Origin of the sequence: Haliscomenobacter sp. (assembly GCF_041740695.1) — a bacterium.
Taxonomy (GTDB): domain Bacteria; phylum Bacteroidota; class Bacteroidia; order Chitinophagales; family Saprospiraceae; genus Haliscomenobacter.
Genome location: NZ_JBGSLK010000029.1, coordinates 18,713 through 33,775, shown reverse-complemented (window position 1 = coordinate 33,775; position 15,063 = coordinate 18,713). Strand labels below are relative to the sequence as shown.

General features: G+C 49.4%; 14 protein-coding genes. 8 read left to right on the top strand and 6 right to left on the bottom strand.

Annotated features, from left to right (window positions below; genetic code table 11):
* The first annotated feature begins 21 nt into the window (after positions 1-21).
* Entirely contained in the window at positions 22-738 is a 717-nt protein-coding gene (locus ACEW9O_RS06540) for a KilA-N domain-containing protein (RefSeq protein WP_373549337.1), read from the top strand.
* 171 nt (positions 739-909) lie between these two features.
* On the opposite strand, the gene ACEW9O_RS06535 is transcribed toward ACEW9O_RS06540, so the two are convergent.
* The 6 genes from ACEW9O_RS06535 to ACEW9O_RS06510 all read right to left on the bottom strand — a co-directional run bounded on the left by ACEW9O_RS06535 (position 910) and on the right by ACEW9O_RS06510 (position 6,850).
* Positions 910-1,161 (bottom strand): hypothetical protein, encoded by a 252-nt coding sequence (locus ACEW9O_RS06535; protein ID WP_373549336.1) that lies wholly within the window; start codon positions 1,159-1,161, stop codon positions 910-912.
* 288 nt (positions 1,162-1,449) lie between these two features.
* Positions 1,450-1,986 (bottom strand): hypothetical protein, encoded by a 537-nt coding sequence (locus ACEW9O_RS06530; RefSeq protein WP_373549335.1) that lies wholly within the window; start codon positions 1,984-1,986, stop codon positions 1,450-1,452.
* Positions 1,987-2,343: 357 nt separating this feature from the next.
* Complete coding sequence (locus ACEW9O_RS06525; RefSeq protein WP_373549334.1) at positions 2,344-3,219, bottom strand: KilA-N domain-containing protein; 876 nt, start codon at positions 3,217-3,219, stop codon at positions 2,344-2,346.
* A gap of 133 nt (positions 3,220-3,352) precedes the next feature.
* Entirely contained in the window at positions 3,353-4,285 is a 933-nt protein-coding gene (locus ACEW9O_RS06520; protein WP_373549333.1) for a CHC2 zinc finger domain-containing protein, read from the bottom strand.
* Positions 4,286-5,653: 1,368 nt separating this feature from the next.
* Entirely contained in the window at positions 5,654-6,607 is a 954-nt protein-coding gene (locus ACEW9O_RS06515; protein ID WP_373549332.1) for a replication protein RepA, read from the bottom strand.
* Between the two features lie 36 nt (positions 6,608-6,643).
* The gene (locus tag ACEW9O_RS06510; protein ID WP_373549331.1) at positions 6,644-6,850 is read right to left on the bottom strand and encodes a hypothetical protein; all 207 of its coding nucleotides are present in this window, start codon (positions 6,848-6,850) and stop codon (positions 6,644-6,646) included.
* Positions 6,851-7,201: 351 nt separating this feature from the next.
* Here ACEW9O_RS06510 and ACEW9O_RS06505 point away from each other — a divergent pair, with 351 nt between their 5' ends.
* From ACEW9O_RS06505 to ACEW9O_RS06475, 7 genes are all read left to right on the top strand, one after another.
* The gene (locus tag ACEW9O_RS06505; RefSeq protein WP_373549330.1) at positions 7,202-7,420 is read left to right on the top strand and encodes a hypothetical protein; all 219 of its coding nucleotides are present in this window, start codon (positions 7,202-7,204) and stop codon (positions 7,418-7,420) included.
* A 140-nt stretch (positions 7,421-7,560) separates the two neighbouring features.
* Positions 7,561-9,177, top strand: coding sequence for a sensor histidine kinase (locus tag ACEW9O_RS06500; RefSeq protein ID WP_373549329.1), 1,617 nt, complete (start codon positions 7,561-7,563; stop codon positions 9,175-9,177).
* A 370-nt stretch (positions 9,178-9,547) separates the two neighbouring features.
* The gene (locus ACEW9O_RS06495) at positions 9,548-11,173 is read left to right on the top strand and encodes a sensor histidine kinase (RefSeq protein WP_373549328.1); all 1,626 of its coding nucleotides are present in this window, start codon (positions 9,548-9,550) and stop codon (positions 11,171-11,173) included.
* A 117-nt stretch (positions 11,174-11,290) separates the two neighbouring features.
* Complete coding sequence (locus tag ACEW9O_RS06490; RefSeq protein ID WP_373549327.1) at positions 11,291-12,031, top strand: LytR/AlgR family response regulator transcription factor; 741 nt, start codon at positions 11,291-11,293, stop codon at positions 12,029-12,031.
* 135 nt (positions 12,032-12,166) lie between these two features.
* The gene (locus ACEW9O_RS06485; RefSeq protein ID WP_373549326.1) at positions 12,167-12,667 is read left to right on the top strand and encodes an RNA polymerase sigma factor; all 501 of its coding nucleotides are present in this window, start codon (positions 12,167-12,169) and stop codon (positions 12,665-12,667) included.
* 503 nt (positions 12,668-13,170) lie between these two features.
* On the top strand, positions 13,171-14,730 hold the full coding sequence (locus tag ACEW9O_RS06480) for a hypothetical protein (protein ID WP_373549325.1): 1,560 nt from the start codon (positions 13,171-13,173) through the stop codon (positions 14,728-14,730).
* A complete protein-coding gene (locus ACEW9O_RS06475; RefSeq protein WP_373549324.1) occupies positions 14,705-14,971 on the top strand; it encodes a hypothetical protein in 267 nt (88 codons plus the stop codon). Before ACEW9O_RS06480 ends, ACEW9O_RS06475 begins: the two co-directional genes overlap by 26 nt.
* The last annotated feature ends 92 nt before the right edge of the window (positions 14,972-15,063 follow it).

The window sequence follows — 15,063 nt, the reverse complement described above, 5'->3', positions numbered from 1 at the left end:
AAAGAATGGTAACTTTGCAGCATGAGTGGAGTAACTAAATTTGATTATGGAGGTCAGACAATCAGCTTTGAATTTGCTGATGGTAACAAGATGATTAATGCTACTGAAATGGCCAAACCCTTTAGAGGGAAAATGGTAGCGGATTTTCTTCGCTTGAAAAGCACCCAAGACTATATGGGCTTACTGGAGGAGCGATATGGGAATTCCCATATCGCTCCTTCACGTGAGGTATTGAGGGTTATCAAAGGCGGGGATGCTGCCGAAGGTCTGCAAGGCACGTGGATGGAGGAGAAGCTTGCTTTAAAATTTGCCGCTTGGTTATCACCCGAGTTTGAATTATGGGTGTATGATCGTATTCAGGAACTCATCACCACCGGATCAACCCGCCTTCAGGGTATTCCCCCCTCTGGCTTCGCGGCGACCTTGCGCCTGCTTGCCGAGCAGTGGGAGAAGCAGGAACATATCAATGAAAATGTGCGGGAGGAACTAGACAAAACCGCCCAGCGCCTCGATGAGCTGGAGTCCAAGATCATTAGTGTCGATGACCATTACTACACCATCGCTGGCTACTGCAATTTGCATAAAATACCCTGTCCACTTCATCAGGCCAAGGAATGGGGAAAAACCGCAGCGGCATTAAGTCGTCAGAAGGATATTCCCACCGGCACCGCGCACGATGAACGGTATGGCCAGGTTAGGACTTATCATGAAGATGTGTTGAAGGAAGTGATTGGGTAGCTCAGAGCTTATTTCTACTCAGCTTGGTAGAATGCACCCCGGATTTATCAACAAAAAATTGATTATTAATTCAAAATAACTTATTTTTGTAGCATCAAGATTGACCATCTTGACCAGTTTTTTGTTGTTTTTGTATCTACACGAGCCGTCCTTCCCGATGGCTCTTTTTGTTTACCGTGGTGTCAACACTTCTTCCAACTCCACATAAACATCCTCATTCAGCTCACTGTACAGCTGTACGGTATTCCCTCTGAAAGCAGCAATGCTTAAAATGCACAGATACCCCCAGTCGGTCTCTTGGACTAACTCCCAAGGATACCCTATCGTTGCCAGTTCCAGGAAATTGTCTTGCGGGATCTCTGCCCGCACGGTGGCATCCTGATACTTCTGCTGGATGCCAGTAGTGGTACTTACCTCAATCATGGTTTTCTATAGCTTTATATGAAATACAATAGGACAAAATACGGGTATATACTGAGATTTCAAAGCGATATTCAGAAGTGAATATCGCTCTTCAAGCGGTTCAGAGCAAGCTGTTTTAATTCCATGCAATTGCATGGAATTAAAAAGCAGGTTGTGTAAGTAGGGCGATATGTGAATGCCCACACCTTAATATGAGATAGACCCGATAATAAATGTCGCTCGAAATCGAGCGACATTTATTATCGGGTACTTCGTGCAGGGTGGTATTTCAAAGGGGAAGCGCAATCTTTAATAGGACTGCCAGTAACGTTCAAGCTTCCAGAAGTGATCTGGTTCGATGCGCCGAAGGGTTTTAACCAAAGCTGTGTACTTGACCTCGTCAAGTTGAGTCCAATTTGGCAATTGATCATCGAATATCTTGTGACATTTCGAAATTGTTGATAATAGAATCCGGTCAATTGGTGGATGGGCTACCCGACTTAATGCACACTCCGGGTCAGGGATCACGTAGCAAGTTTTGATGTAAACGGCTATGATTTTGGCCGCCCGTCCATAGGTTACCATTTCTTTGGCAGCTTCGCTTTCTAGTCTATTTTTAAGTACCTCAATCAGTTCCTTGGCTAATTTGTTGTGCGTCTCATCGAATGCCTCACTGCTCAACGCCTCCGTATTTAATTCTGATAGTTCCTGTTTTAGGTTAACGTCTTCAATGACTTGAGCAATGACTTCATTCCCCGCAAAAGCTCGTCGAACTGCTGCCGCTGCGGTCCAACAAGCAAATCGATGCAGGTGTTCAGCGTGGTCGTAGTTGGTATTTTTACTCATTATCTTCAGGTTTAGTTGTGCTCAAAGCAATCTGATTGACTTAAGGTAATTAGATGAAGCCTCGGCCATTCCAGCTCATGTCAACCTAATCGAATTTGATAAGGTTAAAACCCTCATCTTCAGCCGATGCTCACATCCGAGCATCGGAAAAACATCCATTATGTATGAGGGCTATTTTATTTCCAAACCTTAAATGTCGCTCGATTTCGAGCGACATTTATTGCTGCAACAATTGATTGCAGAGTCAGGGACGTTTGATAAGGAATATTTTTTTGAGAAAGTATCACCCTGTTGAATTAGTGACTATAAATGTCGCTCGATTTCGAGCGACATTTATTTCAACGGTTACGACCATACTTACTTCAATAGCCTACGTGAAACGTCGGTCATGGCTTTTTGGATATTCGGCAAATCGTCTTCTGCCATTTTTTGCAGCGACCGCGCACGCTCAGAAAAAGAACGACCGTATTCCACTAATTTGGCATTCATGTACTCCAAATTGGCCAACAAAATCTGTTGTTCTGGCGTAGAATAGTCACGGATGTTTCCACTTGCTGATGGATTGCCTCTCCTCCATTCTGCAGCGGTTTGATGAAATACCAACTTGTTGAACAAGTCTGCCTCGGTGGCAAAAGTGTGACGAATTTCATCGTCGCTCATTTGTTCGGTGATGATCTTGTCTTTGATGGCCAGGGTATGCAATTCGTAATTGACCGCAGCAAAAAGCCGGGTACCTTCGCGTACTCTTTCTTCAAAGCGCTCACTACTGAACTTGTATTGCAGATAGTCCTCGATGACCAATAACTCAAATTTGGGGCTGATCCAAAAGGCAAAATCAAAGGCAATTGGCAAAGCGACAAAGGTACCACCATTGCGTCCTCGCTTAATAGAGATACTCTTGGCTTTGGTCTCTTCTACAAAACTGCTAAAACTGGGTGAAAACATATTGCCTTGGTCCAGAGCCCGCAGCACGTAATTGGTCTGGAAGGCGTGGAAATCAAATTCTGTGGAGTTGTGCAGCAATTCCCATTCTCGAATCAGCTCCAAGGTATGCCGCCGCCGCAGGTAGTTGCGAAGAATGGTATTGACATCTTTACTACTACCAATGTTCTTGTCTTCTTTAGCGGTTGGACTCATCAATAGATCACTGATGGCTAGGTAATCTTGAGCCGGTTTTTCTCCAGGAATGATTCGGATGGGATGCTTATCATCAATGTTGAAAATATTGGACATCGCTAATGATTATTTTGTTTTATCTGAGCATTCAAAGCTGATGGGATTTCCATTGCACTCAAATTTTTCAGATTAGAAGTATTGTAACTTATTGGTTTACCTCGATGTGCAAATCTGCATATCGGGAAAATCGTCAATGCGTATTCATTCCTGCCACACCAACGCCCTTCCCCTCTTTCTCCCACCAGGCACTCAAATCCTTATACCCCCGATACCGCCGGTGCTGTGGCTGTACCCGTTCCTCCCCCAGCCGGTAAATCAACTCCAGGGTAGCCACGCCGCCTGCTTCATCGTTGTCCAGGTAACTGTGCACCCGGGCGTAATTCCGCGACTCCAGCAGACTGAATCCTTGTTCCTGAAAACTCAGCGAGTTCAACACCAACACATCCTGCGGCAGTTCTGCACTGATTTGTTCCAAACACAGCCAAGCCAGAAAGTCAAAGAAGCCCTCAAAGATACAACACTGGCTCTTGTCTTTTCCACCCAAAAAACTGATCCCCTTGGCGCCCAGCGAGGTTTTGAAATAGGGATTCCGCAACTCGTAGCCGCCACAGCCGTTGGCAAAGGCCAGACCAAAATATTGTTTCCGGGTGTCCCGGTGGTGGTAGTAGGCTTCTTGTACCCAGTGGCCAACTATACCTGGCTCAATGCCGCGCGATTGGAGGTATTGCCCCAAGGCCTGGTTCTGGAGGGGCTGTACCTTGTCCAACTGAAATTTGTCCCCAGGGGCAGCGGCTACGGCCCCGCTGCTGGGCAGGTTCCATAGACTGGGCCTTGCTGCTCCTCCCCGACCGTACAGCTTTTCCAAAAATGCCATCGCCCGGGCAAAGGAACAGTTTTCGTGCCGCATCACAAAGTCAATCAGGTTGCCCCCGGTACTGTCGCCATCGCCAAAGTCGTACCAAACGTTGCGCTCCTGGTGGATGTGGAAGCTGGGAGTCTTCTCCGCCCGAAAGGGCGACAGGTACCATACGTCGTTGCCACCTTGCCGCGCTTCCGCTGGCTGATGCCCTAATCGGGCCAAGAGGTCGGCTAAGGGAATATTTTTGGCTTCTGGCACGGTCATCTGTCTCGATGTTTTACACAAAGGTAATTGCTTTAATCTTTTTATTATCAATTACTTATCCACGTGTACTTTGGTAGGAAAAAGCACGTGAAGTTTGGTAGCTGCGCACACTAAGCACGTGTACTTTGGTAGAAATCGACGTGTACTTTGGTAGAATGAACGTGCATTTTGGTAGCATCCGCGTGTACTTTGGTAGACTCTCCCGCGAAATCTTCGTTTTGGCGTGAACTTTGGTAGGATTTTGGACTTAACAGCATTCTTCCTGAAATTATCCACATGTACTTTGGTAGCTTTAGATAGGTTATCCACATGTACTTTGGTATAAATCCACGTGAAGTTTGGTTGACAAACCTATATACTCCTATATTCTTTAAATACCTATAATCATTCGCTCGCTTCTGTGGATTTCGGAAACCCTAAATTTTCCCTCCGACAAAACTAAGCAAAATTTTTTCTTGTGAAAAGAAAAGAAATAACAAAGCGTTGACTGCTATTCCTGATAGCTTCTTGCGAGCACGTGAAGTTTGGTAGGGGTAACTCTTGCAGTTACCCTCAACCCTGCCCGCATACCAAACTTCACGTGCCCCGCCTTTTACCTGATGATTTGCCCGACTTATATCACTGAAACCGTCCCTCCAAACCTACCAAACTTCACGTGCTCTCCTGCAACTTAAATCCACGTGTACTTTGGTAGGGTCACCCCTCGAACTTGCCCGATCCCCACCATCTACCAAACTTCACGTTGCTATTTTTTAATACTGATTATCAACAGTTTAGAACACTAAAACCACCCCAAAACCTACCAAAGTACACGTGCTCCCTTACCACTCAAATGCACGTGAAGTTTGGTAGGTTTTCACCCACACAATCTCCAAAACCTCCCTCCCAACAGTGCTCGCAACCCTCCCTTAGGTGCCCTTAGATGTCTTAGGTGGTTCAAAAACCCCGCAGCGAAGCTGCCCAAGTCTAACTTTGTGCCCTCAGTGTCCTCTTATTTTTTTCTTTGTGCTAAAAAAAATGCCGCTTTCGCCCTCAAGTGCCCTTTAGTTCCTTCAGTTTCTTAGGTGGTTCAAAAAAACCCGCAGCGGAGCTGCCCAAGTCTAACTTTGTGCCCTCCGTGTCCTCCTATTTTCTCCTCTGTGCTAAAAAAAATGCCGCTTTCGCCCTCAAGTGCCCTTTAGTCCCTTCAGTTTCTTAGGTGGTTCAAAAAAAAACAGCAGCGAAGCTGCTACCCCCTCTCTCACCATCCACGTGAACTTTGGTAGCCTCTCCTCCCCAACTCCCTCACCAGAGCCAGTTTAGCCATTATCTACCAAACTGCACGTTATAAAATAATTTAATATGTTTTCAACCCTACCAAACTTCACGCTACTCCAACCGCTTATGCGCCACCTCATCAATCATGCTGAACACCTTAGTCGGAATCGGCGGCGGTGAATGAAACAATTTGAAGCCCTTGTTTGGATCCTCTTCAATCCTGGCCCCTGGATACTGCATCAATACATCCTTCATGGTCTTGCGAAACACTTGCTTGAACTTCGAAATTTCGCTATAGGCATGCCCAAATTGATCCCGCAAATTGGTCCAGGCAATGAACTGGGGCCGCTCGTAACTGATCCGGTGCAAGCGTTGTGCCAACCAGGCGTAGATGTCCAGTCCCAACGCACTGTGCGACAAAGCGGCCAGCGCCCGCTCGTCCAGTGGAATGGCGTGCTCCCGCAAACTGTTGAAATAATCATCAGTCAGCAAAATGGTGGAATCCCACATCACCCGCTGGTTCTGATCCTTGGGAAACCATAGGTCAAAGGACTTCACAATTTTTAAGTCGGCCTGGGTGCTGCCTTCTTCAGATACAAAACCGATCGAAAAAGTAGCCACCGAAATGCGCCGCAATTGTTCTTTCACCACCTTGATGGTCCGGCCATCGGTGTTCAATCCCATCTTGCGGATAAACGCCGTCATACTTTCTTCAACGTGGATTTCGGCCTGTTGGCTCTTGATGGCCTCGGTATTGATGTGCGCCAGGATCAAACGGGCTTTGGGCCCATAGGGCAACCCGATCTGGGTGAATTCCTGATTGTTGGGGTCAAAAGAATTCCCGGCTTGTACGGCTAGCGTCGCGGCACCTTGCTTTTGTTGCCACAGGTTGATGTTGTTACCAGGATCCCGATACGGCAAAAAGGTCTGACACAACACGCTGTGCTGAAACATCGCGTCGTTTTTGTCGGCCTCTGTGGTTTTGAGCAACACATGGGTGCCCAAACTTCTTTTTTGAACCTTGCTGAGCGTGGTGATGCTCTTGGCTTTGTTGTCTTCTTCCATGCTGGATGGATTTTGTGGAAAAACTCCGGTTTAGTTTTATTCCTTGTCCTTCTGTTCGTTCAGCGCTGCCTCAATGATCGTGGTCACGTATTCTCGCATGGAGAGCCTGAGTGTGGCCGCCCTCATCTTGAGGGCCACGTGCAGATTGGTAGGCAGGTCAACAGTAAACCGCTTGACTTCCTCGGCTCCTGCTGCTTCGGGCTTGATACCAGGTACGGTAGGACTACTTGTTTCTTGGTTCATAAGCCAATTTGTTTAATTTTGATGACAAGGGCGATAAAAAAATGAGCACTTATTTTTGCCCTGGTGCCAAGATAAACCATAAAAACTTAAAAGCGTAAAAACTTATTTAAGTTTTTACGGAAATCTTTATTTAAGTGCTGATTTGAATTTTGGAGCAAAGCGAAAACGGAGCCACTTCAGCCTAAATGAGTAAGGAACAATTTTTTTAAAAACTTCAAGAATAGTCTCCCCCTCCCAACGAATAATTGCCAAATGCCTACGAATAATCGATAGGTGCCTACGAATAATTGCTCGCCCACTCATTTTACGCACCAGACCCGCATCTTTGAACCGTTCACAAAAAATACCGCTATGAAAAATGCTTCATGCCTTCGCTTCGCCTTTAACACCCTATTGCTGTTATTGACCATGCTGAGCCAACTTCAGGCCAAACCCCAACAATCACCCCTCCCTCAGATTACCTTGCTTCAGCATTTTTTAAAAACAGCCTCCTGGCTTAAGGATTCTCCAGATGAACAGCTGAATAAGGCATTGATCCATGGACTGGAGCTGAAAAGAGGCAGAATCTAACTAAATTTGGACCAATCCATTTTTACGCTTTTCGGCAAAATCCCTACGAATAATCGATAGGTACCTACGAATTCTCGCTACTATTCACATTTCTGTCAGAACTGCCCCATTTTTGAAACACCATTAAAAGACACCTTGCTATGAAAAATATTAAGCCTTCCATTGCTGCCGACCTCTTGATCCTACTTGCTTTTGTGCTTGGAATAAATGGTGGGCTATTGGCTAATCACAATCCTGTTTCAACTAAACCTCAAGAGGAGCGCCAGGCCTTAGTTGCGACTTTTAAACCTTACATCGAAAGTATAGCCTGGGTAAGCGAATTCCTCAAGGGCGATTCCAGCTCTGTCCGGGCACACCAACTCAAACGTGTGCGCAATTTGAGCATCAACTGGCTGGATACCGCCGCCTTTGCTAAAACGGTTCCTGTTGTATGGCAATTTTATTGGCGCGGAGGGCAAAATGATGGGCTATTAGATGTGTTCAAACACAACGTTTTTTACGAAGAACGCCTCTGGCGAGTTCAACAGGTCGCCTATTCCAAAAATATGCTCTTGCTAAAGTTTGGCGACATCTATTCTTCTAAAGTGATCTACATCAATCGCTGGATTAACAATAGATTGGAGATCAGAGTGAGTGCATACGAACTTTTTCCTGAAAAATTTAAAGAACCCATTTCTTGCCTCGTATCGCTGCGTAAACGTGAGCAAGTCAACCACCTTCCTGATTTTTTGTGCGGTGATTTTGTAAACACGATTCAAAAAAAATCGATCACCAAGGTAGAGACCGATGCCATCGAGGCCTTGGGTAAACGTTGGCTCATCCAAAAAAAGGGAGAGATTTTTCTCAACAACCGCAGAGCTTATCGGGTCTATGCGCTGGAAGAAACAACTGGTTTGCCAGGGTACTTCGTTTTTCAGGCAGTGACTAATTTTTGGGTACTCACGCTGAGCCTAGAGGCTTCCAACAGCAATAGGCGACAATCCTCGTATTCCTTGGGTGAAAAAAAAGACCCAACAAAATCCCGGAAATTGGACTACCGCTGGGTATTGCTTTTGTCCTATCTGGGACTAGGCGCTTATCTCTATTACCACAACCGGATGAAAAAACTGGAGCGTGCTCAGTTTCGCACCCACTTGGCCCTCAATGGCCTCCGCGCCCAACTCAACCCCCACTTTCTCTTCAACTCCCTGGCTTCTATCCAGGACTTGATGAACGAAGACAAAAAGGAGGCAGCAAATCGTTATTTCGACGAAATTGCCCGCCTGCTTCGCTACGTGGTAGATAGTTCCAAATATGCTTACATGCCCCTTGCTCATGAGCTTAAGGCTTTGGAAAAATACTGCTCCCTCGAAGCCCTACGCACCCCCTTTCAGTACAGCTTTGTGCTGTCTCCCGACATCGACCAGAACAACACTGAAATCCCCACGATGCTTCTCCAACCCTTTGTGGAAAATGCCATCCTACACGGCCTGCGCCCCGGCACCGACCCCAAAGAACTCAAGATCAGCATTTGGCACGAAAGTGACCACCGCATCGGCGTCTCCATCATCGACAATGGCATCGGCATCGAAGAGGCGCAGCGCCGTGGTCAAAAACACCTGGATACCCGCGATCACCAGGGCTTGGCCACCACCCAACAACGCATCGACCTGCTCAATGAGGGCAAAAAAGAAAAAATCACCCTAAAACTGATCGACCGCAGCCACCTCAAACCCGGACAAACGGGCACCCTGGTGCAGCTATCGATCCCCCTGTAGGGGCAGCCCTTGCGGTTGCCCCCGCCCGAAACACCCCCGCCAACCCACGGATTCATTCGTGGGAGGCAGCCTCCTTGACCTAACCCATGGCTTTAGCCGTGGGAAAAAAACAAACAATGATCCGAGCCATTCACATCGACGATGAACCCCACAACCACCGCATCCTGGTCCGCATCCTGGATGGCACCCAGTTCCTGATCACAAAAATCTCTCCACTGAGGTGCTGGCGGAGCTGAATTAAGCGAAAACGCTAGTTACGGATTATGGCAAAATGCCACGGATACAAGACAAATCCCTACGAATTCTCGATGGCATGAGCAGATTTACCCCTACAACCCCAACTTTGAAGCATCAATAAAAAAACACAGTCATGAAAAACGCTCAATTGATCTACCATACTCCGCTCTTCATCCTTGCAGTAACCCTTTTTTCTATGGGCAGCATCTCCAGAGTCCTGGCCGCCAACCCTCCTGACGGAACTTTGTTGAACCCCAAACAAATCGCCTTGCTCAAACCTTACCTGGAAAGCACCCAATGGTTGCGGGATTCGCTCCATTCGATCTATAAGGAGGATAATTTCTTCGATCCCTTACGCCAATTGAATGAACAAGATTTGCAAAATTTTAGCACCAATCTTAACGTGCCCCAGCACTGGCGAGGTTTTTGGAAAAACACCACCCGAGGAAATGCCATTGATGTGTTTTCAAGTCATATCTTTTTCCAGAATAGTTTGCATCGAGTAGTCTTCAGTGCCGATTTTAGCCATACTTTGATTTGTTTTGTGATAACGCCTGATCTTGAAAGTAAGGTTTGGGTCTTTAGTGGAAAGAGTTCCAACAGTACTTTTAATACGGCCCGGGCTTTTGAGTTAACAACCAATAAATTTGAGATCAACAACAGTTTTTTCATCCAAAAAAACAATCAAACGCCCTTCCCTCCAGCACTGAATGGAAAATACGTCGAAGTCAACAATCAAGTATTGCAAAAAAACCGGGTTGTTGCTGAAATTCTCAACAGCAGCGTGAATGCATTGGATCGCAACTGGAACATCGAGTCTCGGGGTGAAACCTTCATAGATCAACGCAGAGGATACTACATTCTGGCAGCTGATGCCAAGACCGGTACCATGGCCTATTTCCTTTTCCGCAAAATCAGCTTGTACGAAAACGATTGGGAACTCAGGCTCTATACCGAACCCAATACGATAGGCCTTACAGCTGCTGTTTATGTGTTGGGCCAACGTTTTGCCAAACTCAACCAAACGGGGCTCGATTACCGCTGGCTGCTCCTCCCCATCTTGGCCCTCATCCTGGGTTATTGGCTCTACCGCCGTCGGTTACAACAAGTACAAAAACAACAATTCCGGACCCATTTGGCCCTCAATGGCCTCCGCGCCCAACTCAACCCCCACTTTCTCTTCAACTCCCTGGCTTCCATCCAGGATTTGGTCAACGAAGACAACAAAGCTGGGGCCAATCGCTACTTCGACGAAATTGCGCGCCTGCTTCGCTACGTGGTAGATAGCTCCAAATATGCCTACATGCCCCTTACCCAAGAGCTTGAGGCTTTGGAAAAATACTGCTCCCTCGAGGCGCTGCGTACCCCCTTTCAGTACAGTTTTGTGCTGTCCCCTGACATTGACCAAAACAATACCGAAATCCCCACGATGCTGCTCCAACCCTTCGTGGAAAATGCCATCTTACACGGCCTCCGCCCCGGCACCGACCCCAAAGAACTCAAGATCAGCATTTGGCCGGAAAGTGACAACCGCATCGGTATCTCCATCCTTGACAATGGCATCGGCATCGATGAAGCGCAGCGCCGTGGCCAAAAACTCCAGGATACCCGTGAGCACCAGGGCTTGGCCACCACCCGACAACGCATCGACCTGCTCAACGAGGGCAAAAAGGAAAAAATAACCCTCAAAATAATCGACTGCAGCCACCTCAAACCCGGCCAAACGGGTACCCTGGTGCAGCTATCGATCCCCCTGTAGGGGCAGCCCTTGCGGCTGCCCCCGCCCGAAACAACACCGCCAACCCACGGATTTATCCGTGGGAGGCCACCTGCTTGACCTAACCCATGGCTTTAGCCGTGGGAAAACAAAAACACAATGATCCGAGCCATTCACATCGACGATGAACCCCACAACCACCGCAGCCTCGCCCGCATCCTGGCCGAAACCTGCCCCCAGGTACAAATCCTCGGCCAGGCCAGCAACGCCGCCGAAGGCCGCGCCCTCTACCTCCAAACCCAGCCCGACCTCATCTTCCTCGACATCGAGATGCCCGACCAAAATGGCTTCCAGTTCCTGGAATCCATCCACCCCGTGCGTGCCGAAGTCATCTTCGTCACCGCCTACGACCAATACGCCCTACGCGCCATCAAGTTCGCCGCCCTCGACTACCTGCTCAAACCCATCAACGTCACCGAAGTCCAGGCTGCAGTAGCCAAGGTGCAGGAAAAGCTGCTGGCTCGCTGGGGCAATCTCCAGCTCCAGCAGCTCCTCGACAACCTGCGCAACCCGCAGCAGCAACCCAAAATCGCCCTGCCCTCCATCGAGCGCGTCGACTTCGTGGAACCCGATCAAATCCTCCGCTGCCAATCCGAAAACGCCTACACCTTCGTGTACCTCCTGGATGGCACCAAGCTTCTGATCACCAAATCTCTCCGCGATTTCGAAAACCTACTCGCCGACCACGGTTTCCTGCGCACCCACCAGTCGCACCTGGTCAACCGCAAGTACGTCCGCTCCCTCCTCAAAAAGGATGGCGACAGCCTCTTGCTCACGGATGGAACCGTTATCCCCATCTCTACCCGCCAAAAAACGGAGGTGCTGGCGGGGCTGAAGTAAGCGCACATTTATTTTTTTTGCCTCACTCAAAAAAAATCGGCACTTTTTTAAAATATAAGCCCTGCTCAAACGATCCACTATATAGAGCACCCTATGGAAACTGACACACCGCAATGCAAACATTTGAAATCCTGGATGAAACAGCACGAAAGAGTGCTCCAACATTTCATCTGGAAAAAGGTGAAGGATCAAACTTTGATGGAGGACATCCTCCAGGAGGTTTGGACCAAACTTCTGGAACATCCGGCTCCAGAGCACATTCAGCGTTTGCGCAGTTGGCTACTAACCGTTGCCCTCAACCTGGTTTATGACCGCTTGCGCCAACGCAACCGCTTGTGCTCAATCCCGCTGAATGTTGACCCGGAGTTCGGCCAATCCATCAATCCTACACGTTGGGTAGAGCCCAGCTCACCCAGCGACGCACTGGAACGGCGTGAATTTTGGGAGGCCCTGGAGGCTGAACTCATGCGACTGCCTTCCGCACAGCGCGAGGTCTTTGTCCAACATGAATTGGAAGCCGTCCCCTTCAAGGAATTAAGCCAAAGAATGGGAACTTCCATCAATACCCTGCTCTCGCGTAAGCGTTATGCAGTCCTGCAATTGCGCAAGAGGTTCATTTATTTTACAACAAAATAAAACCAATTCGCCAACCCATGGATTTATCCGTGGGAGGCAACCATACCGCCCCACCCCATGAATTTATTCGTGGGAAAAAAAACATCCATCTCCATTCCAACACACACTATTGTTTTTGTCCAGCTATACAGGTCGTCTTTTTATTTATTCCGCCAAAGTTCGGAACAGGCCGCGCTTTGGGGAGCGAAAAAGGAAATATGAAGGAAAGAGGTACACCGTGTTACTATTCCCATCATCGTACCTCGTACTTCATTCCTTCGTACCTCCCCAAGCGCCCCCCTGTATGGGTTCGATCCCCATGACGGAACCGAAACCGCCAGGATACCTGGCTTCATGGAGATGATTTGATTCGGTCTATCCGAGCCCCGTTGCCCAAAGCAGCGGGACTCGTAGACCTTTCCCGAGTGACCAGTTTTTTGAATGACCCACGACAAATGCCGGGAGCTACCTCCCAATTCGTCATTCGTCATTCGAAAAACTCGTCACTCCCCAAAGAAATTGCTATGAAAACACCATCCGAGAAGCTTACAAACTACTATGAGCAAACCAGTAAGTACAGTGTCAAGTGGGCCAAAAGCAGGAAACTGCTGGAGGCCCAGCTTTTGACCTACAACACTGGCAAAGCCCTCCACCAGCAACTCCGCAGCGCCCACCAGGCCCTCGCCGAGAAGCTCCTCTACCTCTATTCCGTGGCCCTACACTACCACCAAGGCTACGTAGGCCTCCTGGTTCCAGGCACCACTCCCCTACCCGCCCTCTGGGTCAACAACGTCCAGCTCTCGCAAATGCTCAACTGCTCCGAGCGCACCATCCAAAACCTACGCCTTCGCCTCCGCACCGCCGGCATCATCACCCGCGAGGTTTGGCATGGCACCAACAGCCAGTACGAGCTCTTCCTCTCGCCCCAGGTCCTCCACCTCCAGCTCGGCGGCGATCCCAGCAACCAGGTCGACGCGTTTTTTGCCACCCCAGCCCCCACTTGCTCTGCCCCCCAAGCGCAAACTTTACCGCATACTGTAACCAGTAAAACTATTCTAGAAACTAATAAATTAAATAAATTAAGCGGCGCGGATTGTCAACAAGCGCCTGCGCCTGAGTTGGGTGCGGAGCCTGACCCCGATAGCCAGCCCCTGGATGTGGTTAGGGAGCCTCAAGAGCTTGTTGAAAATCCGCAATCGGATAGTATTCTGGATACCGCTCTGGAACTTTTTTCTGGTTACGAAACCACCAGCGACACCCCCTCCGGAACTACCCCCCCCGTTGCGGCGGCCCCCCCTAAATCCCCTGAATCCCCCAAGCGCCGCAGGCGCCCCCTCCCTAAGGTGACCCCTAAGGTGCCTGAGGTTCCTAAGGTGGTGAACAAAACAAGCAGCGAAGCTGCGCCAAATTCCCCCACGCGCGAAGCGCGCAATCGTCGTGTTCGTCGTGACGTCGTGGTGAATAAAACCAGCAGCGAAGCTGCGCCCTCACTCACCTTACCTACCCAACTCCCCCTAACCCTAGAATCTGTTTACCTCGGCCTCCCCCCCGCCGACCGCCTCCAGCTCGATCGTCAAGTCAGCCGCATGGCCTCCGTAGCCTCCGCCACCCTCTACGCCGACCAATGGATCTGCGACCAGGAACACGACCGCCTCCGCATCGCCCTGGCCGAATACCTCCGCTACGCCCCCGCCGCCAACTACACCCGTGGCGCCAACGAGGTCGTAGAACGCATCCACCTGGTCCGCCGCTGGATCGACTCCGGCCTGGCCAATGGCCAAAACCGCTGGGTACCCCTCCCCAGCCTCTACTTCGATGTGCGCAATGCCAAGGGCTTCAAAGCCACCAAAACCTGGTTCAAAAAGCACCAACAAGCCAAAATCGCCATCAAAGACCGCGAACTGGTCACCAAAGCGGTCAATTTCTACCTGGCTAGCCTCCGCCCCGAGGCCACCATCGCCCCCACCGAGGCCTACCGCCGCGTCACCCAAACCCTGGGCAAACGCAAAGCATCCTTGGTACAATTATTCCAACAAGAAATCCAAAATTCCGTCCCTCATGTCCAGCAACACCGCGCAGCGTAAAAACAAGCCGAAGGCTTGCGACAAAGGCCGCTTCAAACTCGGCGTCCGTTTCCTCAACAACCTGGAAAAGGTCCATTACTTCTGGTCCAACCGCAACCAGGACACCCGTGGCATCAGCGCCTTCCGCTTCCGGCAACTAGTCCTCTCCAAACCGGAATGGATCGGCAAAATCGCCTGGGCCGCCATCTACGACGACGGCCAACGCATCCACGAATTCGCCCCCGACCACGGCTGGCGCTAACCTCTCGTACGGGCGACCCTATGTGGTCGCCCTCTTGTGCGACACACCCCCAATCCCCAGACTCAACCCACCCTAAGATGCCCTTAGATATC

Excerpts from the sequence above, each read along its gene's own strand:
- ACEW9O_RS06540 (WP_373549337.1), top strand. The coding sequence starts at position 22 with ATGAGTGGAGTAACTAAATTTGATTATGGAGGTCAGACAATCAGCTTT.
- ACEW9O_RS06535 (WP_373549336.1), bottom strand. The coding sequence starts at position 1,161 with ATGATTGAGGTAAGTACCACTACTGGCATCCAGCAGAAGTATCAGGAT.
- ACEW9O_RS06530 (WP_373549335.1), bottom strand. The coding sequence starts at position 1,986 with ATGAGTAAAAATACCAACTACGACCACGCTGAACACCTGCATCGATTT.
- ACEW9O_RS06525 (WP_373549334.1), bottom strand. The coding sequence starts at position 3,219 with ATGTCCAATATTTTCAACATTGATGATAAGCATCCCATCCGAATCATT.
- ACEW9O_RS06520 (WP_373549333.1), bottom strand. The coding sequence starts at position 4,285 with ATGACCGTGCCAGAAGCCAAAAATATTCCCTTAGCCGACCTCTTGGCC.
- ACEW9O_RS06515 (WP_373549332.1), bottom strand. The coding sequence starts at position 6,607 with ATGGAAGAAGACAACAAAGCCAAGAGCATCACCACGCTCAGCAAGGTT.
- ACEW9O_RS06510 (WP_373549331.1), bottom strand. The coding sequence starts at position 6,850 with ATGAACCAAGAAACAAGTAGTCCTACCGTACCTGGTATCAAGCCCGAA.
- ACEW9O_RS06505 (WP_373549330.1), top strand. The coding sequence starts at position 7,202 with ATGAAAAATGCTTCATGCCTTCGCTTCGCCTTTAACACCCTATTGCTG.
- ACEW9O_RS06500 (WP_373549329.1), top strand. The coding sequence starts at position 7,561 with ATGAAAAATATTAAGCCTTCCATTGCTGCCGACCTCTTGATCCTACTT.
- ACEW9O_RS06495 (WP_373549328.1), top strand. The coding sequence starts at position 9,548 with ATGAAAAACGCTCAATTGATCTACCATACTCCGCTCTTCATCCTTGCA.
- ACEW9O_RS06490 (WP_373549327.1), top strand. The coding sequence starts at position 11,291 with ATGATCCGAGCCATTCACATCGACGATGAACCCCACAACCACCGCAGC.
- ACEW9O_RS06485 (WP_373549326.1), top strand. The coding sequence starts at position 12,167 with ATGAAACAGCACGAAAGAGTGCTCCAACATTTCATCTGGAAAAAGGTG.
- ACEW9O_RS06480 (WP_373549325.1), top strand. The coding sequence starts at position 13,171 with ATGAAAACACCATCCGAGAAGCTTACAAACTACTATGAGCAAACCAGT.
- ACEW9O_RS06475 (WP_373549324.1), top strand. The coding sequence starts at position 14,705 with ATGTCCAGCAACACCGCGCAGCGTAAAAACAAGCCGAAGGCTTGCGAC.